This window comes from Paenibacillus sp. FSL W8-0187 (assembly GCF_037969755.1).
Classification (GTDB): domain Bacteria; phylum Bacillota; class Bacilli; order Paenibacillales; family Paenibacillaceae; genus Paenibacillus_AQ.
The window spans coordinates 4,012,731-4,032,870 of record NZ_CP150206.1; the positions used below are offsets into that span (position 1 = coordinate 4,012,731).

General features: G+C 45.4%; 21 protein-coding genes. 6 read left to right on the top strand and 15 right to left on the bottom strand.

What is annotated here, in order from left to right; all coding sequences use genetic code 11:
• Positions 1-84: 84 nt before the first annotated feature.
• The gene (locus tag MKY48_RS17820) at positions 85-1,743 is read right to left on the bottom strand and encodes an extracellular solute-binding protein (protein WP_339290143.1); all 1,659 of its coding nucleotides are present in this window, start codon (positions 1,741-1,743) and stop codon (positions 85-87) included.
• A 309-nt stretch (positions 1,744-2,052) separates the two neighbouring features.
• On the opposite strand from MKY48_RS17820, the gene MKY48_RS17825 reads away from it, so the two are divergent.
• Positions 2,053-2,901 carry an AraC family transcriptional regulator gene (locus MKY48_RS17825; RefSeq protein WP_339290145.1) on the top strand — a complete coding sequence of 283 codons (849 nt, stop codon included), beginning with the start codon at positions 2,053-2,055 and terminating at the stop codon, positions 2,899-2,901.
• A 106-nt stretch (positions 2,902-3,007) separates the two neighbouring features.
• Positions 3,008-4,390: an ADP-ribosylglycohydrolase family protein gene (locus MKY48_RS17830; RefSeq protein ID WP_339290147.1), complete on the top strand. Its 1,383-nt coding sequence runs from the start codon at positions 3,008-3,010 to the stop codon at positions 4,388-4,390.
• 181 nt (positions 4,391-4,571) lie between these two features.
• On the opposite strand, the gene MKY48_RS17835 is transcribed toward MKY48_RS17830, so the two are convergent.
• The 8 genes from MKY48_RS17835 to MKY48_RS17870 form a co-directional block, all read right to left on the bottom strand.
• Positions 4,572-5,240: a DUF998 domain-containing protein gene (locus MKY48_RS17835; RefSeq protein ID WP_339290149.1), complete on the bottom strand. Its 669-nt coding sequence runs from the start codon at positions 5,238-5,240 to the stop codon at positions 4,572-4,574.
• Complete coding sequence (locus tag MKY48_RS17840; RefSeq protein WP_339265105.1) at positions 5,225-5,665, bottom strand: hypothetical protein; 441 nt, start codon at positions 5,663-5,665, stop codon at positions 5,225-5,227. Before MKY48_RS17840 ends, MKY48_RS17835 begins: the two co-directional genes overlap by 16 nt.
• Before the next feature lie 183 nt (positions 5,666-5,848).
• Positions 5,849-6,172, bottom strand: a complete 324-nt coding sequence (locus MKY48_RS17845) for a metalloregulator ArsR/SmtB family transcription factor (protein WP_339290151.1) — start codon at positions 6,170-6,172, stop codon at positions 5,849-5,851.
• A gap of 64 nt (positions 6,173-6,236) precedes the next feature.
• The gene (locus MKY48_RS17850; protein ID WP_339290153.1) at positions 6,237-7,505 is read right to left on the bottom strand and encodes a cytosine deaminase; all 1,269 of its coding nucleotides are present in this window, start codon (positions 7,503-7,505) and stop codon (positions 6,237-6,239) included.
• Complete coding sequence (gene codB, locus MKY48_RS17855; protein WP_339265111.1) at positions 7,474-8,751, bottom strand: cytosine permease; 1,278 nt, start codon at positions 8,749-8,751, stop codon at positions 7,474-7,476. Before codB ends, MKY48_RS17850 begins: the two co-directional genes overlap by 32 nt.
• A gap of 313 nt (positions 8,752-9,064) precedes the next feature.
• Positions 9,065-10,432, bottom strand: coding sequence for an MFS transporter (locus MKY48_RS17860; RefSeq protein ID WP_339290155.1), 1,368 nt, complete (start codon positions 10,430-10,432; stop codon positions 9,065-9,067).
• A 193-nt stretch (positions 10,433-10,625) separates the two neighbouring features.
• Positions 10,626-10,913, bottom strand: coding sequence for a hypothetical protein (locus MKY48_RS17865; protein ID WP_339290157.1), 288 nt, complete (start codon positions 10,911-10,913; stop codon positions 10,626-10,628).
• A 21-nt stretch (positions 10,914-10,934) separates the two neighbouring features.
• Entirely contained in the window at positions 10,935-11,291 is a 357-nt protein-coding gene (locus MKY48_RS17870; protein ID WP_339290159.1) for an iron-sulfur cluster assembly accessory protein, read from the bottom strand.
• Between the two features lie 161 nt (positions 11,292-11,452).
• Here MKY48_RS17870 and MKY48_RS17875 point away from each other — a divergent pair, with 161 nt between their 5' ends.
• Positions 11,453-12,103 (top strand): metalloregulator ArsR/SmtB family transcription factor, encoded by a 651-nt coding sequence (locus MKY48_RS17875; RefSeq protein ID WP_339290160.1) that lies wholly within the window; start codon positions 11,453-11,455, stop codon positions 12,101-12,103.
• 122 nt (positions 12,104-12,225) lie between these two features.
• Here the strand turns inward: MKY48_RS17875 and rplD are convergent, their stop codons facing one another.
• The 6 genes from rplD to MKY48_RS17905 all read right to left on the bottom strand — a co-directional run bounded on the left by rplD (position 12,226) and on the right by MKY48_RS17905 (position 16,382).
• Positions 12,226-12,873, bottom strand: a complete 648-nt coding sequence (rplD, locus tag MKY48_RS17880) for a 50S ribosomal protein L4 (protein WP_339265120.1) — start codon at positions 12,871-12,873, stop codon at positions 12,226-12,228.
• A gap of 423 nt (positions 12,874-13,296) precedes the next feature.
• On the bottom strand, positions 13,297-13,560 hold the full coding sequence (locus tag MKY48_RS17885) for a CD3324 family protein (RefSeq protein WP_076321494.1): 264 nt from the start codon (positions 13,558-13,560) through the stop codon (positions 13,297-13,299).
• 164 nt (positions 13,561-13,724) lie between these two features.
• Positions 13,725-14,765, bottom strand: coding sequence for a Cfr family 23S rRNA (adenine(2503)-C(8))-methyltransferase (locus MKY48_RS17890; protein ID WP_339290162.1), 1,041 nt, complete (start codon positions 14,763-14,765; stop codon positions 13,725-13,727).
• 390 nt (positions 14,766-15,155) lie between these two features.
• Positions 15,156-15,500, bottom strand: coding sequence for a hypothetical protein (locus tag MKY48_RS17895; protein ID WP_083659587.1), 345 nt, complete (start codon positions 15,498-15,500; stop codon positions 15,156-15,158).
• Between the two features lie 6 nt (positions 15,501-15,506).
• Positions 15,507-15,938 (bottom strand): hypothetical protein, encoded by a 432-nt coding sequence (locus MKY48_RS17900; protein ID WP_339290164.1) that lies wholly within the window; start codon positions 15,936-15,938, stop codon positions 15,507-15,509.
• Between the two features lie 78 nt (positions 15,939-16,016).
• Positions 16,017-16,382, bottom strand: coding sequence for a DUF2089 domain-containing protein (locus tag MKY48_RS17905; RefSeq protein ID WP_076321497.1), 366 nt, complete (start codon positions 16,380-16,382; stop codon positions 16,017-16,019).
• A gap of 385 nt (positions 16,383-16,767) precedes the next feature.
• Between MKY48_RS17905 and MKY48_RS17910 the strand changes: the two genes are divergently transcribed.
• The 3 genes from MKY48_RS17910 to MKY48_RS17920 are packed head-to-tail and all read left to right on the top strand — an operon-like array spanning position 16,768 to position 20,049.
• Entirely contained in the window at positions 16,768-17,442 is a 675-nt protein-coding gene (locus MKY48_RS17910; RefSeq protein WP_339290167.1) for a response regulator transcription factor, read from the top strand.
• A complete protein-coding gene (locus MKY48_RS17915) occupies positions 17,439-18,524 on the top strand; it encodes an ATP-binding protein (RefSeq protein WP_339290168.1) in 1,086 nt (361 codons plus the stop codon). Before MKY48_RS17910 ends, MKY48_RS17915 begins: the two co-directional genes overlap by 4 nt.
• 46 nt (positions 18,525-18,570) lie before the next feature.
• Positions 18,571-20,049: a serine hydrolase domain-containing protein gene (locus MKY48_RS17920; protein WP_339290170.1), complete on the top strand. Its 1,479-nt coding sequence runs from the start codon at positions 18,571-18,573 to the stop codon at positions 20,047-20,049.
• Positions 20,050-20,140: the final 91 nt, after the last annotated feature.

The following is a 20,140-nucleotide window of genomic DNA, read 5'->3' on the forward strand; positions in this document are numbered from 1 at the left end:
GTGCATTCCCTTGCTCAAGAACCTGATTGTTCTTGAAAAAAGGAGGGATTGCATCGATTCAATCCCTCCTTTGCGCTACAGATCCTATTGAAGCGATTTATACCACTCGTTAACTTCTTTCGTGATTTCATCGCCGCCAAGCTTCTTCCACTCTTCAACGAATTTATCGAACTCGTCTACGGATACTTGGTTCATCATGATTTTGATGAATATTTCATCACGCTTCTTCGTTAAGATTTCTTGACGGTCTGCCATCGTCGGCGTAGGCGCGCCGTAGAATTTGTTTTGCAGGTACTGCTTGTTCTTTTGAATTTCTGGAATATGTGAGAAGGCACCATTCGGACCGGAGATTACATATTCCCACCACATGCTTGTATCGCCTTCAACGTATTGCATGGCGCGTGCATAACGCGTTTTTTGGTCTACTGTCTCAAGGATGCTTTCGTCCTTGTTTTCAATAGCTTTAGGCAATATTTCGCCGTTATTGTCAAACTGTTTGCCTACACGAAGAGGGTTCAGGAGCCAGTAGTTGTTGCCTTTTTCCACAGGGTCTTTGCCATACGTATATACTTTCTGCTCTTCTGTCGGATGATTGTCAACAACGATCCATTGGTTTAATAAACCGATCACGCCTTCCGGATGCTTGGCTTTTTTAGAGATTACATAGTACTCGTCAACGCCAAGACCGATTTGATTTAATGTAGGCTTGTTATCGATAGAAGGGATAGGGAATACTCCCCATTCTTGGACAACCTTTCCGTCTTTCACAGCGCCCTGCACAAGCTGCGCAGGTGTCCAGGAAGCGCCAAATACCATGCCGATACTGCCGTCGTAGATTAGCTCAGCGGCTTTTTCCGAATCTTTCACCGCAAACTCTGGATCGATCAATCCTTTTTTGAATAGGTCTTGCAGCGCTGCAAGCGCCTGCTTCATCTCGGGCTGGATATCACTGTTCATCAAACCGCCGTTACCGTCTTCCATCCAAATGTTTTCATAAGCATGATAGCCGTTCAAGAACGCTCTCAGTCCGGTAACGCCTGTCTCTGTACTAAAAGGATTCTTGCTGACCGCAATACCGTAAGCTTGTTTTGTACCGCCAGGATTCTTCGCTTTGAACGCTTCGGCAATTTCAATGAAATCATCCATTGTCTTAGGCTCAGGCAGGCCCAGTTCTTTCAGCCAGTCCGTACGAACGAACAAGAATTGATAGTTGAACGGGTTGTATGAGCTTGGAATACCCATCATTTTCCCGTCGATCATCGCTGTTTTCATTTGCATGCCGCCGTCCATGGTCAGAAACTTTTTCGTCTCTTCCGTAGCATGCTGATCATAAATCTCTGTCAAATCCATAATCATATCCGCTTCAGTAAGCTCTTTAAGCTGTGCAGCGTTTACAAGCAAGAAATCCGGAAGATCGTTGGATGCGATAGCAATTTTTACTCTCTCTTTAAATTGGCTTACATCTGCAATCCACTTGTTTGTAATTTTGACACCGAGATCTTTTTCATAAGCGTCATAAACTGAGTTTTTGTCGAAGTCTTCACCTTCGTCAAATTTCAAGTAAGGATCGCTTGGCGAAACCGTTGAAACCTCAATGATATCATTGCTGTTTCCTGTGCCTGTTGTTTCGACCGGTTCCTTGGTATTTCCAGGTGGTGGCTCAGACGACGTTTTGAAACCGCAGCCTGTAATCGCCAATGCAAGCGTCAAGGAGATCATGACAAGTGCCTTTTTGCTCTTCAAATTTTACCCCTCCGGTACATTTCGTTATAGTTTTCGCTGCAAATTATAATGCAGTATTTCATATTTCAAGTATAAAAAGAAGCCTCCCGCTGTTCTATATACTAGTCTTTACTTTCGTATACACCTCTTGACACCAGACAAAAATAAATATTTACTGTGTTTGATGTATACAACGTCGGCGTATTCTTTTCATTTAGATACACCTCAAAATGTATGTATAGAAGTAAATAACAGTATCTGGTTAAAGGCATCTCTTGTCTATATACTTAGCATATAAATTCATTATTGTCTGGAGGCCATTGGATCATAATGAAACTTCATATTGCTTATGATCATCCCATTGCCATCAATGCTTTCGAATGGACTCCTGCTACTTATCAGCAGCCACCTCATGTGCACGCGAGTCTGGAGATCGGCCTTTGTTTAACAGGCAAAGGCCGCTTTTTCTTCGGAAATAAACAATATACAGCTAATCCCGGCGACTTGTTTCTGGTCAATAACGAGGAACGGCATATTGCCCAATCCGATCCCGATGACCCGAGCCGCTATCTTTTTATTAACTTTGGTCCCGCGCTGCTGCTAGCTGAGGAGCCTGGGCTGCTGCTGCCATTCTCCTATCGCTCCAATCATTTTTGCAATCATATCATTGGCGATTCCCCCCTCGCCAAACAGCTCACTCCTTGGGTACTGGCTATAGCGGAAGAACTGCGAGAGAAGTCCCCGGGGTATTTGGTCATGGCCAAAAGCGCGCTCATTCAGCTGTGCGGCCGTCTTCTTCGACATTACAACGGTTTGCTATCCGATGATGAGCGTCATCATATGGTACATTCCGTTCTCCAGGTGCAATCGCTTGCCGCTTTGGTCGAGCATCGTTACAACGAGCCGGTTAGCTTAGGGGAATTGGCTGATGAACTTGGTTTAAGCGTCTCGCGCGTGAGCCGAGCGTTTCTGGAAACGACGGGTTACCGTTTCTCGGAATATGTCTCCTTACTTCGTATCCAGGCTGCCAAGCGGGAATTGGCAGGAACGGACAAAGTTGTTGCTGATATTGCATTCGAATGCGGCTTTCAAAGCTTGCCGACCTTTTACCGCGTCTTTAAAGAGACTGTCGGCATGTCTCCGATCCGTTATCGGCAATCGATGGGAGTTATGGAATGAACAAAAAATGAGAATAACGCTTTCTTAATTTGAGAAGCCATTGCCGGCATGGCTGGTTATAATCAAGGCATACATTGATTTCACGTATTTCAGGAGGGCAACCGTTATGACGAAATGGATTGGACTGAGGGAATTAGTTCGGGAAGAAGTAAAACAGCGCGAAGAAGAAGGCTGTAATGTAGAAGGGATGTCCGAACGTTTGGAAGCCGCCGGCACAGACGAAGCAAAATTAATGGAAGTATACCAGGCTTTAATGGCACTTGAACCAACGGCGGATTTCAAGTATATCGAGCCGTCGGAATTGGAAGCCATTCGCGCCGAACGTCCGGATGGACCGAGAATCCTGTCCGGAAACTGGGATGAATTTAAATGGCAGGATAAATTTCATGGTGCTTGGCTCGGCCGTTCGGCTGGTTGTGCGCTCGGAAAACCTCTCGAGGCTCCTTCCTTCATGCAAGGCTCCGGCGGAAGACCCGGGTGGCACAATATTAAGTTGTGGTTCGAAGGTTCGGGGCAATGGCCGATTCGCCACTATACACCGGGCGAGTCAACTGCAGAAGCCGAGTACGGTATCGAGATAGCAAGGTGGAGCAGCATGGCCAGCTGCCGGGAGAATATTCGCTTTATGGAAACAGACGATGATATTCGTTATACCGTTCTTGGCCTGCTCATGCTTGAGGAGCGCGGGCTTGATTTCAACTCCTGGGATGTGGGCAAGCTGTGGCATCGTCATTTGTCATTCGGGCAGGTATTCACAGCTGAAGCGCAATCCTATCTTAATTTCGCGCGTGTCACTTCACATATTAGCGGCGATCGGCCAGATGACTGGGAGAAACATATCCACTCGGGACGTTCTTATTTGAACCCCTACCGCGAATGGATCGGCGCCCAGATCCGTGTGGACGGCTATGCATACGGTGCTGCCGGCCAGCCCCAGCTTGCAGCTGAGCTTGCTTGGCGAGACGCTTCCTTCTCCCATGTGAAGAATGGTATTTACGGCGCCATGTTTTGCTCGGCTATGATTGCCGCCGCATTCGTTGAAAGTGATATGAAGCGAATTATTGAGATCGGATTGAGTGAAATTCCGAAACGCAGCCGTCTTGCAGAAGATATCGCGTTAGCGGTCAACATTGCTCAGGAAACGGAAGATTCATTAGAATTGGTGAGTAAAATATGGGAAGCATTTAAGCACTATCACCCTGTTCATACCAATAATAATGCTGCATTATGCGCGGCTGCTCTCATTCATTCCGGAGGCGATTTTGAGAAAGGCATAACAACAGCGGTACTTGGTGGCTGGGACACCGATTGCAATGGCGCCACCGTCGGTTCCATTCTTGGCGCTTCACTTGGAGCAGCGGCGCTCCCTGAGAAATGGATCTCGCCGCTAAACGATACGTTGTATGCCGATGTCAGTGGCTTCCACCCCATTGCCATCTCCGAATGCGCACAAAGAAGCTATAGTGTCTTCCGAAAATTGCAGCATTAAAATCATGAACCTCTCGATTCATACGGCCTCTTATCATTCAGCCAATCACGGTATTATTCCGAAAGCCCCATGGGGTTGAAGTAGTTGAGCCATCCTTATAGACTTAAACCGACTGCAACAGATTGCAGTCGGTTTATCGATTACGTATCCAAATGTAATTTTTCGCAATAATATGCCTCAGCTATTTCCTTTTAAAAGATCCCAGCTTTGCAGCATGGATTCCGACAATGAGTAGCCATGCAATTTCGGCTGCAATTAAGAATCGTCCGAACAAACCTGCCAGAACATCGGGTCCAAACTGTCCATCTTGGGGAATTTGAAGTACAAATAGGAGCATAGCGACTATTGCAATAACAGAACTTAGAATGAGCAGACTCCTAATCGGTCTCCAAGTATCGACTCGAGTTAGCGAAAAACTAATCAAGACTGAGGCCAGTGGCGTATAGTCAAGCATCGCTCCAATCGAATGCATTCTGCCATTGAACGTTGCATCCTCTGGACTGATAGAAATTGGATCGGTGACGAAGATCCCCGCGATGATGACGCCAATTGCACTGATCCCTAGTATGACAAGTCCTATGTATCCTGTGATGGTACGAATTTGCGGGAAAATCGTAACCATGACACTGATTTGGGCAACCGCCAGCATTCCAAAAGACAATTGCATCATCCAACCAGAGGTGCCAAGCGCATACTCGCTGATAAAGCGCCATGTCGGATCAAATTCAGGCTCCAGAATATGAAGACTAGAAAGGATTAAAATGAACAACGTCCCAGCGAGGACCGATATAAGCGCAAATCTGGAAGCAGTCTTTGTTATAGGTTTTGCATGGACTAGCTGCTTAGCCAATTTCTATCCCTCCTGTTGTCCGTGACTCTCGTCATCGTCGATTCATATCCACCTCCACCGGGATAACTCCATGTACCTTCATTGGAGTTCCCATCAGAACTGAAAATTCCTTTGAAGTATGAAGTCGATCCCTTCTCACCTGCCCAAATGACAAGCGTGTCTCCTTCGATCTCATAAACATAGTCGAACGTGTTGCCTAGCGTATCATAATACCGGGATCGGATATCCGTGCTTGTTCTCTCACCGAACGGCTTCAAATGCCCAATAAACTCAATGCCTTTCACTTCTTGCCCATTTTGAGAAAGCTGGACGCGTTGGATCAAAAAATGTCCGCCTTCCATCCATTCATAGGTTACAGTTCCTTCGGCTCCGCCGCTGATATCCCAAGTGCCGACCAACCGATTCAGAGTTTGAAGATCAGTCATATTCACATTCTCCTTAAGCAAAATGTCTTACGATTCAAAATCAGCTTTTATCCTTGTTAGATAATTTTCAAGTGAATCTAGCCTTTTGTTCCAGACGTCCCGATAATTTAACATGTAACTCGTAATAAAACTATTGATACCTGTCATAGTTCCTCCTTTTTCTAGTAGTCCAGCTTTTACTCCTCAAAATGATCGAGACCTCTTCAAGGATAGATATATTCGCAGCTGCGCTTTGCTACGGGAGCGCACTATCCCTGCTTCGCTCAAAATGCGCAAATGACGGAATACGTGCGACTGGCTGATACTAAGGGCATTGACAATTTCTCTTACCGATTTCGAACCTTTTTTAAGTAGTTCAACAATGTTGGACCGATTGACATCGGCAAAAGTGAGTAACGTTATTTGGATGACTAATGTGTTCGTGCACCTAATATACACTTTAGCGTATATACATGTCAACGTATATTGTACACCAACAGTTCTTCCACATTGCGTTACCACCTTCATGATCCATCAGGCTGTTGTTAAACAAAAAAGTCCGCGGAATCCGCGGACTTTAATACATGGTAGATTATTTATTGAAATTAACTTTCTCTGAACCGCCCTCAAGAACGATCGACGTGTCCCGCGGCTTCGTTTCCGCAATTTTGCGGCCGCCTCTGAACGAGTAAAGCACTGCGGCCTGTTTGCGAATAGCCTCATATTCATTCTCCGCTTCAAGAACGATGAAGTTGGCAGGCTTGCCTTCTTCAATACCGTACACGTCCTCGATATGCAGCGTTCTCGCGCTGTTTTTCGTAATGAGATCGATTGAGTTCACGATTTGATCGTAACCGAGCAACTGCGATGCATGGATGCCCATGTGCAGCACCTGAAGCATGTTGCCTGTGCCTAGCGGATACCATGGATCAAAGATGTCATCGTGACCGAAGCACACATTGAGACCGGCTTCCTGCAGCTCTTTGACGCGAGTCAGCCCTCTTCTTTTCGGATACGTGTCGAAGCGTCCCTGCAGGTGGATGTTAACCAGAGGGTTGGAGACGAAATTCAGGTCAGCCATCTTCAGCAATCTAAATAATTTGTACGTATAGGCATCATTGTATGAGCCCATCGCCGTCGTGTGGCTTGCTGTCGTGCGGGAGCCCAGTCCGCGTTCGTAGGCTTCTTTGGCGACGACTTCCACGAAACGGGATTGCTCATCATCGATTTCGTCGCAATGGATGTCGATAAGACGGTCGTATTTTTCGGCGAGGTCAAACGCAACCTTCATCGAATCGACGCCATACTCCCTCGTGAATTCGAAGTGTGGAATGCCGCCGACCACGTCAACGCCCATTTTCAGCGACTCTTCCAGCAATTCCGCGCCGTTCGGGTAAGAGTGAATGCCTTCCTGCGGAAAAGCAACAAGCTGGATGTCGATGTACGGTGCCATTTCTTCTTTCACTTCCAGCATCGCTTTAACTGCGGTCAAGCTTGGATCGGTAACGTCCACATGCGTCCGTACATGCTGGATGCCCTGCGCCATCTGCCACTTGAGCGCCGTTTTGGAGCGCATTTTGACATCTTCATGCGTCAGGAACGCCTTGCGTTCTGACCAACGCTGGATGCCTTCGAACAACGTTCCGCTCAAATTCCACTCCGGCTCGCCCGCCGTTAATGTTGTGTCCAGATGAATGTGAGGTTCAATGAACGGCGGCAGCACAAGCGAGCCGCCAACGTCAATGACTTCCTCATTCGCAGTTGTTTCCAATGACTGCGTGATTTGCTCAAACTTCCCGTCTTTCACGACGATATTCCATAAGCCTTCTTTACCCCGCAATTTTGCGTTCTGTATAATCATTTATTTTCCCCTTTTCTTTGGATTCTTTGGCAGGAACGATCAGCATTAACACGATGTAGGCCACTGCCGTACCGATCAGTGCGTTCAATGGCGTGATTCCCGGAGCCAACTGGGCGAAGGCAACGCCGATGGCCCAAGCTACCATCGCTATCCAGTTTACCTTCTTGAAAGTCATGTCGGCAAACGGTTTATAGTTTCTGCGCTTCACGAAGAAGTAGTCCGCGATGATAATGGCCCCGATGGACGGGATCGCCGCGCCCAGCACATTCAGGAAACCGACGAAATTGTTGTACATCCACATGGCCAATATGGTACCTACGATGCCATTTACAATGACGAAGAACTTTTTCGGAATTTTCGTAATGTTGGCAAAGCCCAGCCCGGAAGCATAAAGAGCGTTATCGTTGGTCGTCCAAATATTCAGTCCCAGAACGATGATCGCCGGAATGATCAGCCCTTGCAGGAACATGACCTCCGAGATATCTGCCTGCTTATATGCCATTGCGCCGACTGCGCCGAACAGGAACATGAGTGAGTTCCCCAGGAAGAACGCAATGACCGTTGCAGTAACCGCCTGCCGGGACGTGCGAGAAAACCGGGCGAAATCGGGCGTCAGTGTTCCGCCGCTAATGAATGACCCGATACAAATGGTCAATGCCGCTGCCGCGGTGAGCGTCTGGGTCGGGGTGTAATCGAGCAATCCTTGCAGTCCGCCCAAGGAGCCTGTCCCTTCGAACATGGAGTAACCGCCAAGAATGGTAATAGCCGGTACCGCAATATAGCCCAGAATGACGAGCGATTTCATGCCGAAGATAGCTGATGCCGTCATGGCGAGACCAAATATGAAGATCAACAGGTACACATTCCAATCCATCGCTTTGGCAACCGGAATCGCGAACATGGCCACACCGACGCCGAACCAACCGACCTGCGTAAAGCCGAGCAGGAATGAAGGCAGGTACGAGCCTTTCTCACCAAACGCATACTTTGCCAGCAAATGCGTGGAAAGGCCCGTTTTGGCAGCGATATGTGCCAGCGCTCCCGTATAGATGCCGAGTGCCAAATTGCCTGCAAGCACGATTCCAATGAACTCCATGAACGTCAAGCCGACTCCGAGCGTCCCCCCTGCCAGCATGCTTGCCGAAAAGAAAGTGAATCCTAACATGACGGATAACGTCTTCCAAAAATGGTTTCTCTGCGTTTTCGGTACCGCTTGCCACGAAAACTCTTGATCTTGTTTGCTCATCAGAATACCTCCAGGTTAAAGTGTTCTGATACCAAAGAAGCAGAAAAAAGAGGCTACTCGTCAAGTCATAACTGACAAGTAGCCTCTTTTTCACATCATAACCCGCGCGAAGACGCAGAGCATCCCCTGACGGAATACGCACTAATCCTCGCATGATTATAAAAATCCGCTGCCCTTGCCAGCCTCTCTGGACTGAATTAAAGGTACCAGTATTCAATTACATTCTATTATTTTGGAAAAACCTACAGTTGTCAATGTTATAATTATCCAATGGTTAAAATCCTCTTGAGTAAATGTTCTTTTTGCAGGTTGTTCAATCTTTGATGCGGAAGGAAATCGTAAAACTCAAGAGCACAAAGATAAATTGGAGAGACAAAGCCAATAATATCCCCGTCAATATACCCAAATCCAGCGACTGACTAATCGCAATGAGGGCTCCGCCGATTCCAATACTCAAGCCAGGACTAAATGCATCTGTAAACTGAAGACTGGCGGATATTTCTCCCTCTTCCCCTGCTTTCGCGTGCTGCAGCGCAATGGCTCCGGTGGTTGGATGTGCCAGACCGATGCCAAACCCAGTGAAGAGCTGCGAAAGAACTGCAAATCCAATTCCCCCTGCAGGTAGGCCAACAGCCAGCAGTACTGATAAAACTCCAATGATCATAAATCCAATACCGATCATTACCCGTTTCTTTCGGCCCTTCCCGTGGTCTTTAATATCATACCTTGACTGCAGCCAAGCCGCCGTTGACCAGCTTAACGCACCCGCGGCCACAATCAGTCCCGCTAAATCTGCAGGAAGCTTTTTCACATCGGTCAAAGCCAAGACGACATAGCTTTCAGTCGCATTATAACAAGCAACGAAGAAACCTCTTGAAGCAATCGTAGCAGGCAAACCCGCTCTAGCGCTTAAGGTACCTTCAGGCAGCAATGTTCGCAAAGGCTGAATCAAGATCACCAATCCGGCTACCGAAAGCAATATACCATTCCAATTGGTTATCAGACTTAATCCAACCAGCAGCAAGCCCGTTCCAATCGTTAGAAGTAACGCAAATCCTTCTTTTCGGCTGTTCTTTGGAGTAGAATCCCGTCTCACAGTAAATTTGCGAAAAGCGGGAAGCGTCAGCAGTACAGCCAAACCAATGAAAGGAAGCACCATCCAAAATACAAATCTCCAGGACACATACTCCGCTATTAATCCGGCAATATAAGGGCCGATTAATGCAGGCAAAATATAAGCCCCAGAAAACAAAGCAAGTATTTTCGATCTCAGCTTATCGGGATAACCCAAAGTAATGCTGTAATACACGCACGTAATAATAGCCCCTGCACCAAATCCCTGAAACACTCTCCCTGCGAGTAACATCATCATGTTCACGGAAGCAGCCGCAATCACGATGCCTGTCACAAAAATAAAAATCGATATGCCAAACGACGCAAAAACGCCCATTCGGTTGATCCGCTGACCGATAATCATCGTTCCAAGGATTTGTGCCAAAAGAAAAGCGCTGAATATCCAGCCGAACAAATGCAGCCCGTCTAATTGTTGAGCCAGGGTCGGAGCAATCGTCACAAGTGCCAGTCCTTCAAACGCAACGGTCGTTACCGCAAGAATGATCCCTATAGTTAGTGCTCTATACTTGGCGTCGAAAACCCCGGCATTTTCGGAGGTCATTTCCATCCTTCAGTTCTCCTTATGTATAACTCCAAATTAGTCTTGAAAATAATGGATTGCCCCAGCATTCGTATCTCCAATACTCTGTTATAAGAATATTTTCAAAATGATCATCGTGAATCAGGTGAATTTAAATATAGATAAACTCTTTTCTCCTCGTTCACCTTAGCCTACAGAATCGGGGGCACAACTCGGAAATTCAATACGTTATTCTATCTAAAGTTATTCCTTCCTCGTCACAACCGATTTGAAGGAGCTGCTTCTCCAAAATCCAGGCATCCGTATGTTCAATAAAGAAATGAATTCCCTCTATGGATTGAACCCATACGGGATCGATCGGTGTTGCATTGGCATTTAGACCCACTGTGAAAGCATCTGAACCTCCACCTGCGTATTTAGCATAAATTCTTACGTGTTGTCCCTCTTCCAAGCCCCAATCATGCTTAAAAGAATAGATTGCTCTATCAGATACTACCAGTGACTTCATTCATATTTATCCTTCCTGCTTCTAATCGCATTTTTTAACTTCGCCACGATAATTCGCCATTCTGAAACTGGCTCCGCATCCACAAGAAGCTTTTGCATTGGGATTATTCATGGTGAAGCCGCCTAACATCCCGCTTTCTTCATAGTCAATGACAAGACCTTCAATGAACTCAACGCTATTATCATGCACCAAGATGCGAAACACTCCTTGGTTCAGTATGATATCTCTATCTCCTTGCAATTCATCCACGGTAAGCGTGTAAGATAGTCCGCTGCAGCCCCCTTCTTCAATACCTACCCTGAGAAACGAGTTAGGAAGGTTTTCGTTTGCTATTATTTCGGCTACTTTTCTTGATGCTGTTTCAGTGATCTGAATCATTGCATATCCCTCCAAATGATGATGTATATATTGAATTCGAACACTTAGTAAACATTTCCCTTTACAAAGTATACCGTACATTTCGTTTTTGACTTTGTCAACATTTTTGTTTAAAATGTACTGGTTCGCGTAGATTGTATGGTTTAATTGGAGGTATGCAAATGAGTCGAATTCAAAGTAAAAAAGATGCCTCCACAAGGACACGGAGAGCAATCATCGATCAGCTAAAAGAGCATGGTAGAATGGACGTTTTGGCACTCTCCTCCCACTTTTCTCTTTCAGGAATGGCGATTCGTCAACATTTGAGTGCGCTAATCGAAGAAGGATTGGTTACATACGAAGAAGAACCTCGCCCCATGGGCCGACCAACCAAACTATGGAGACTGACACCGGCAGCGGATCGTTTTTTTCCTAGCGGTTATTCGGAGTTATCACGTAGTCTAATCCATTCAATGAAAGAGGCATTCGGGAACGAAGGAATGGATAAACTGCTGGCTGTCCGAAATAAGAGCATGCAAGAACAATATATGAAGTACATTGGGGATACACCGGATGTAATGGAAAGGCTGGAAAAACTAGCGGAGATTCGAACGAGTGAGGGCTATATGGCTGAAATCAAAGAAGAAGATGATAAGAGTCTTTTGTTTATTGAGAAGCATTGTCCGATTTGTGAAGCGGCCGCTGCATGTACTGGTTTATGTAAGAACGAATTGCAATTATTTCAACATGTTCTTGGAAATGATGTTACTGTCGAACGGATCGAATACATCCTATCAGGTGGAAGAAGCTGCATTTACAGGGTTCATAAATGAAGAATCCCCTCCAAGTGAACTTAATGTGCTTTTACACACAGTCTCCTTAAAGGGGATCATATCCATTTAGCGATCGTTGTTCTGCGACTCTAAAAGTTCATATGGCCTTGTACTTTTCTTCATCACCCCATTTCCAATTGTGCTTTTGAGGCGTAGACTTCTGTAACTATATTTATAGCATCCTTAGCTATAATGAGCGTGTCACAATTAAGAATATCATATACATTCAGCGAGTTGGCTTCAGTGGTCTGCACATCTGGAATGTTATTTGCACTTTTATACACGATGTGATCCACCTCAGGTGTTACAATTAGCACTTTCTTATTGGCATGAAGAGCTTTAAGCATCGCGACGATAGCTTTTGTCCTGTAGCTTTCAAGTTTAATATGGTCAACTACAATGAGTTCATCATCTTGTACTTTGGCGGATAAAGCTGATTTGATCGCAAGACGTTTAACCTTTTTATTGAGACGATATCCATAGTCACGAGGTTTGGGACCGAACGCAATACCTCCGTGACGCCAGTGCGGCATACGTATGGAACCCGCTCGAGATCTATTAATTTTATTTTGTTTATAGGGTTTTCTGCCTCCCCCTCTAACTTCGCCACGAGTTAAAGTCGAGTGTGTCCCGCTACGCTTGTTCGCAAGATGGTTAACAACAGCTTCATGCAGAACCGATTCGTTGGGGATAATACCGAAGATGGATTCTTCAAGTTCCATTTCACCCGTAATTTTACCTTCCATATTATAAATAGAAACGTTTAACAATCTTAGCTACCTCCTGATTATCATCGTAAAAAAGTGGATTTCATTATAGGAACGGACAGCTCAAAAGTGAGCAGAAATCATGATAATCAGTAGTTTATTAGATTTTGAATATCAACATTTTCTTTCTACTCACTTATATTACAATCGAAGTATCTACGATAACATCCATCACTTCGACCCCCTCTTGGTGCAAATTTAAATGGTTAATACCCAATGTGTCCCTTACATCTACACGATAACAGATAGAAAATTCATGATCTATATACAAAACGATGCTGTAGTATTTTATATTTGTTAACTCAGAACTAATGCTAATGAACATGTAGTGTGTACTCAGAGTGCAGATTTCTTCTTCTCATTATAAAAATCCCTTCAAGAGTAACAGTGCTCGTGTTTAGCACTCTTGAAGGGAAAAGTAGGCATCTATTTCTGATATATTATTTTTCTGATAGCATAGGTTGATAAAAAGAATGATTCTGCGAGTTCCTCGACTGAAGCGCCAGCTAAATATGCATTCAGAATATCATTATTTCTTTTGTTAATCTCTTTTCGTGCGCCGGACAGCTCTCCCCAGACTTTATGTTCATTTTTTTTAGCGGGTATATAGAGGTATTCTCCTTGTATATAATCCTGCAGTTTTTCAACTAGTTCCTCCGGCAAGACGACAGTAGCATTAATATATCTCACGAACGACTCACTCCTTGAAATTATAGTTCAAGTAGCAAAGCCAGTTTAAATTTTGTTGGCTCCTCCATGCAAATGCTGAAAACCGGCTCTGCATGGAGAATCACATGTGTTATCGATGTATTTTTATGGGACATTGTATTCCCCCTGGTCAGTTGATTGAGTTATTAAATTTTCCCGTTTGATCCATATAGTTGGCCGCATGCTGCGTTAATGTCTGATCCAAATTGGGTCCTGACGGTGACGTTAATCCCCTTTGACTTCAAGATTTTAAGGAACATATTGATGCTGTTCTGATCCGACTCTACAAAACTTTGTGATGTGGCATCAGTAGAATTGTAAGGGATTAGATTGACATGATATAAATGTTCCCATGACCCTCTTCCACGCAACAAATCTGCAACAGCTTCAGCATGTTTAGTCGAATCGTTGATACCCCTCAGCAGGATATAAGCAATGTAGACCTTTCGCTTCGTTTGTTGAATATGCTCATCCAACACGGTCATAACTTCTTCCAATGGAAAATGATTGTTAATTGGCATTAACTCACTTCGCTGATCATTAAACGGTGAATGTAGGGAGAAGGTTAAATTAATCTGTGGAAATTCCTTCGTCAACTTTTTTACTCCAGGTAATATACCTATTGTGGAAACCGTAATTCTTCGATGTCCTAAACCGAAATGTTGAGGATCCGTCAGCACATGCAATGCATCAAATACATAGGGGTTTGCAAGTGCCTCTCCCATCCCCATAAAGGACACACTGTCCAAGGGATAGTTATTCAAAGTAAAGTAAAGAAGTTGATCCGTTATTTCATCCGTTGTGAGATTCCTTTTCAAACCAAGTGTTCCCGTAGCACAAAATGTACAACCAAATCCGCAACCACACTGCGAAGAGATACAATAGGATTTCCATCCAGTTTTATAACTTAACCTTACGGACTCAATGAATTCATCGCCAGGGATGGCAAACAGAATTTTACTAACTTGATTGGATTTCTGCTCCATTTTTGGTGTGATGCTTAACACATTGTTTCCAAGCTCTTTGATTAGTTCATTTCTTAATGGCTTAGGCAAGTTGTTCATTGCTTCAAAAGTTCCAATCCTGTTCCTGAAGATTGCCTCTGTTATTTGCGAATATCTATAATTCGGTTGCTTTAGAGCCGATAAGATCTTACGAATTTTCTCATACTTCGATAAATGCTTCATATCTATCTCCCTTTAAACGGAGAAAACGCAAAAAAGCACCAGCTCACCGGTGCTTTTTTGCGTACATTAACCTAACTATACCTATACAGAAATAAGAGACTACCTATAAATAAGTCATGAACTGTATATATGCATAGAAGGATAAAGTTCCGGTATCTGATTTGTTATTTTGTGAACCTGATCAAACATCGCCTTTAATGACAGGTTCACATGTACATCTACAATTTCAGAAGCAGTCATCACTTTATCCCTCCCATTCAAATCATCATTGTAATCACATAAAAAACTTAACACAATTTATAACTTACGGTCAAGGAGTGTTATTTACGTTATATCTCTGCCTTCTTTGGTTCTGGCAATATGTAGAGACGCAATAAATGAAAGCTTCGCCTACAATTTAATCAACACTTCCGTGCCGTCCTGAGTCTGGACATCGACCAGAACCGTCCCTTTGCAACCTTGCAACTCCTTGATGAGCTGCCTGATCGCTTGCTTCGTGCTTTCGTTTTCGAGAATCGACTGCACCAGTTCAATCCCAAACCGGCTGCAGTCCGAATCGAAATCATCCTTCCGGCTCAAGTGCTCACCCGCATGTCCGTCGTGCTTGCTCAGCCAATCCTTCATTTTGCGTTGGACTAAATTGGAAGTCAGGATACCGCTCCCTATACGCAATACGGCATATGGGACTGGAATCGTAAAAGCGTGCTCCTTGCTCTTAACCTTCACAATTATCATAACCTATCACTCAATCACTACAGTGACGGTATCCTTATCACCGGAGCGGATGTCAACGATTTGCCCGTCAAGCTCATTCTCGATTGCATCGATCAGCAGATCAATATCGATATCCTTCACATATTTCGCGGCCTGCGGAATATTGGACGCAATGCTGTGCCCCGCTCCGAGAACAGCCTTTACCAGTTTAATCGGCAAATTGATGTTGACATTATCGTTCTCTTGGGAGCTTACCCGTATTTTCAACGTTTTGTCTAAATAACCGCCGGATGAAGGTGAGAATTTCTTCGAATAGTCGGGTTTCCCCAGCACCTGCACGGCATGTGATGGATGAGCCGTTTGCTTTTCCTTTAGCGCGTCGATCAACTCCGAAGCCTTGTCAGAATCAATTTTGCCTTCCTGCATCATGGACAGCACTTTACTGATTTCTTCTTTCATCGTTTCTTCCTCCTAAAAGTTTTTGTGAACGATGCTTCCTGAATCGGCTTCGTAAAAACTCGCTTCGGAAGCATAGGCTCATTCATCCTTCAACATTTTGACCGCTTCATCCGCGGTGATATCGCCATTCTCCAGCATGGAAATGACTTTCTTCTCATCAACTTCCGGCTTCTTCCGCGTATCATATCCGAGGGCTGTAATGATATCATTGAGCTTGCCCCGTACCGTCGGGTAAGATATGCCCAGCTCTTTCTCCACTTCCTTTATATTGCCTCTGTTTACTAGAAAGGTGATCACAAAATGGAGTTGTTCGGGCGAGAGTAGAGCCAGCTTTGATAATTCAAACGTGTTCTCAATCGTCGTTCGGCAATGTCCGCATTCCAGCTTAACGGCGTGCAGTTGGTGGTCACATACAGGACACTGTGTGATGATGGGATATTTCATGCTCTACTCCTTTCTTTTTTTGAATTATAAATCAATATATTCAATTTGTAAATGCATATAAAATCAATTTAATTAATTTCTAGATTAATTTTATTCATTACAAGAGCTGGAATCCCAAAAAAATTAAAATTCTTTATTAATAAAGAAAGCCTCAACGAATCCATCGGGATGGAGCCCAGTTTCAACCCGGTTCATCCCTATCAACTCGATGTGACTCTTTTTCAAAACCTCCATCACTTAAGTGGAACTATTCTTTTAACAAAAAAGCTGCGAGTTCGCGACTCCTAAAGCTACATGTTCTTATCCTCCGATAAAAAACGGATTGGTCTGCTGAATCATCTTTGATATGCTGATATCAAACATTGGATACGGGAGATGAACATGAGTGTATAAAATACTGATCGTGGACGATGAAGCGGATCTTCGAAAGCTGCTGACCGATTACTTTGAAATCAACGGGTATTTCGTCATGACGGCCAAGGACAGCCGGGAGGCCCTGCGTAAAGTGGAACAAGGACCCGATCTCGTTTTGCTGGATATCAACATGCCTGGGCAGAACGGTCTTGAAGTATGCGAAATCATCAGAGATTTTGTCTCGTGCCCAATCTTATTTTTAACCGCTCGAGTCGAAGATGCCGATAAAGTAGCCGGCTTTCGAGCAGGAGGCGATGACTATATCCTGAAACCCTTTAGTATTCGCGAGCTCGGCGCCAGGGTCGAAGCGCATTTGCGCAGGGAACAGCGAATTCAAACGAAAACCTCGGTGCGGTTTAACAATGATTTGATCCTTAACTATACGTCCCGGGAACTCTATTATCAGGATACACGCATTTCTATGGCTAAAAAAGAGTTCGAGATCATCGAATTGCTGTCCTTGAATCCCGGCACGGTGTTCGAGAAGGAGCGCATTCACGAAAAAATCTGGGGTCTTGACGATGAAGGCGATAGCAGCGTTATCGCGGAGCATATTCGGCGAATTCGCGCCAAATTAAAGGAATACAGCTGCGACGATCGAATCGAGACGGTTTGGGGCGTAGGATACAAATGGTCGAGATCATGAATAGGCTACTGCTAAAACGACTTACCTTGCTGCAATCGTTTATCCTGTTATGCGTTCTCACGATCTTGGCCGTACTGGCCATCATCACGATGGAGTTCGCCTGGGCAGAGAACCTGAGGCAGCGTTTTGGTGAGACCGATTGGATTCTGCCCTGCCTCGTCGCGGCGGTGCTGCTCACCGTGGCAGCCGGAATTGTCACCATGGCTATTCTATTTTACAGATGGAAACTAAAACGTCCGCTGGAGATATTGAAGCAAGCATCCGTGAATATTTCGGCCAACGATCTAGACTTCAGCATATCCTATGACAGCCGGGACGAGATGGGCGAGCTGATCACCATTTTTGAAATCATGCGCTCACAATTGGAAAAAAATATTAGGACAATCTGGCGATCGGTTGAGGAGCGCAAACAGCTCAATGCGATTTTCGCCCATGATCTGAGGACGCCCCTATCTGTGCTGAAAGGGTACGCGGAGTTTCTCGCCACCTATTACCCCGAAAAGAAATTGTCAGAAGAAAAGGTGCTGGACCTGATCCATACCATGAACCTTCACATCGTTCGCCTGGAAAACTATGCGGAGGCCATGAACTCGATTCAGAAGCTGGAGGACGTCCCGGTGCATCGCCAACCGATGGATATGATCCCGTTGACGGTTTTGCTGAACGACAGTGCCGAACAAATTGCTAGGCAGCTCGGCAAAAGCTTCGTCTCTTCCATCGAAAACGCAAATACCATAATAAACGTGGATGCCCATGTCGTCATGCAGGTTTTCGAGAATCTGGTAGCCAATGCGGCGCGATACGCAACCAGTCAGGTGAACGTTTGTTATGTCATCCAGGATGACTCAATCCATATTACCGTCACAGACGACGGACCCGGTTTCTCGGACGATGCCCTGGACAAGGCTGCGCTTCCTTTTTACCGCGGGGAGGTGTGGGATGCAACCGAACATCGTGGGCTAGGACTTTATGTTTGCAAGGTGCTTTGCGAAATACATGATGGGAGCCTGCAGGTCGAAAATAGACCTCACGGCGGTGGGTGCGTGACGGCACGTTTTGGAATGGAGTTGATAAATAGTTGATAATTATCCGTTAGCATTTCCTTATCACGATTGAAGGAGTGCTATGATGCCGAGAACAAAACAAAGAATGCTTATCGCAATTACCTGCTTGCTTCTGTTATGGACCGTGTTGGCGAAGTCCGTATCCGCGTTGGAAGTCCGAGAACGTACCGAAATTTTAGGGGACATTGACGAATACATGATCCAGAGCATGAAGGCCAATCACGTCGGAGGTGCGTCTGTAGCGATATCCCATAACGACGAGGTCTTCTATACAAAAGGCTACGGTACATTTGCTGATGGCCAAAGCATAACGGGCGATACGCCATTTCCCATTGCTTCGCTAAGCAAGTCCATTACCGCTTTAGCCGTGCTGCAGCTGGTAGATAAAGGTCGGATTGATCTGGATGAGGCTTACGTTTCCTATTTTCCCGAACTTTCGCCTCGGGATTCCCGAGTCCGTGACATTACGGTCCGACATTTATTGAATCAGACCAGCGGCCTTAATGACAGAACAAATCCCGATATGACGAGGACTCCGCAGTTCCACTCACTGATTGAGGCAAACCGGTTATTAAACGAGGTTGAGCTCGCACATGAACCTGGAACAACCTACAGCTACCATAATCCCAACTACATGCTGTTGGCGAACCTCGTGGAAAGCATAAGCGGAGAGCGTTTTTCGGATTACCTGGATCGTCATATTTTTAAACCTCTGGGTATGAACCATACCTTCAGTGTCAGCACTACGCAGCAAATCAATGGGAATGAAGCTATCCCGCCGGGTCATTACTCGATTCTAGGTCGTTCCTTGAGTCGCTCGGAGCCGCTGTGGTTCATTGACGGTCCCGCAGGCATCGTTTCAACCGCGGAAGACATGTCCAAGTGGATGATTGCTCAGTATAGCGGCAACCTTCTTCCCCCGGCGCTGATGAATCAATTTCATTCAGCCGGAGACATTGCTCCGTATGGCATGGGTTGGCTCGCAGATCAAGATGAATCAGGCGGTCGAACGATATCCCACAGCGGCATTTTCTGGACGTACAAGTCGGAAGAAACGGTTTATTTGGACGAGCAGATGGGGATTTCAGTGATGTTTAATTCGGGATTGAACGCTTTTGTGAATTACTCGGCGTTTATCGATGGGATCGCTAATATTATGAAGGGAGAGCAGCCCGAAATCTCTTTTTTTAACGACCGAAACATGGAGACCATCATGATTGCGCTGATCCTCGCGACGCTTATATGGGGAGCGTATGGCTATGTTCGTATCCGTCGGAGGAAGAAACGGCTAAGGACCATTCGTTTGATTCTGATCATGGTCGGAAAGCTAATTCCTATCTTAGTTCTGTTGTCCCTCTCCCCACTAGTAACGTTTATCGGCGGAGGACGCGTACTGCCTTGGTTCGGCCTCTGGACTACCCTGTCGTCACTCATCATATGGCTTGTTGTATGGTCACTTGTCAATCTTGTGCATTTGACTTCTTATATAGCATCTATGTTCAAGCACACAAAGAGTGGCCAATTGAAGGCTGACAATCGATAAAGCGACATCCAAGCCGACAACAGGTTCCATCTCCCCACTCCTCGTCTTGGGTTTCGCCGGCCTTTCCACACGCTGGTTCCAAATCCATAGC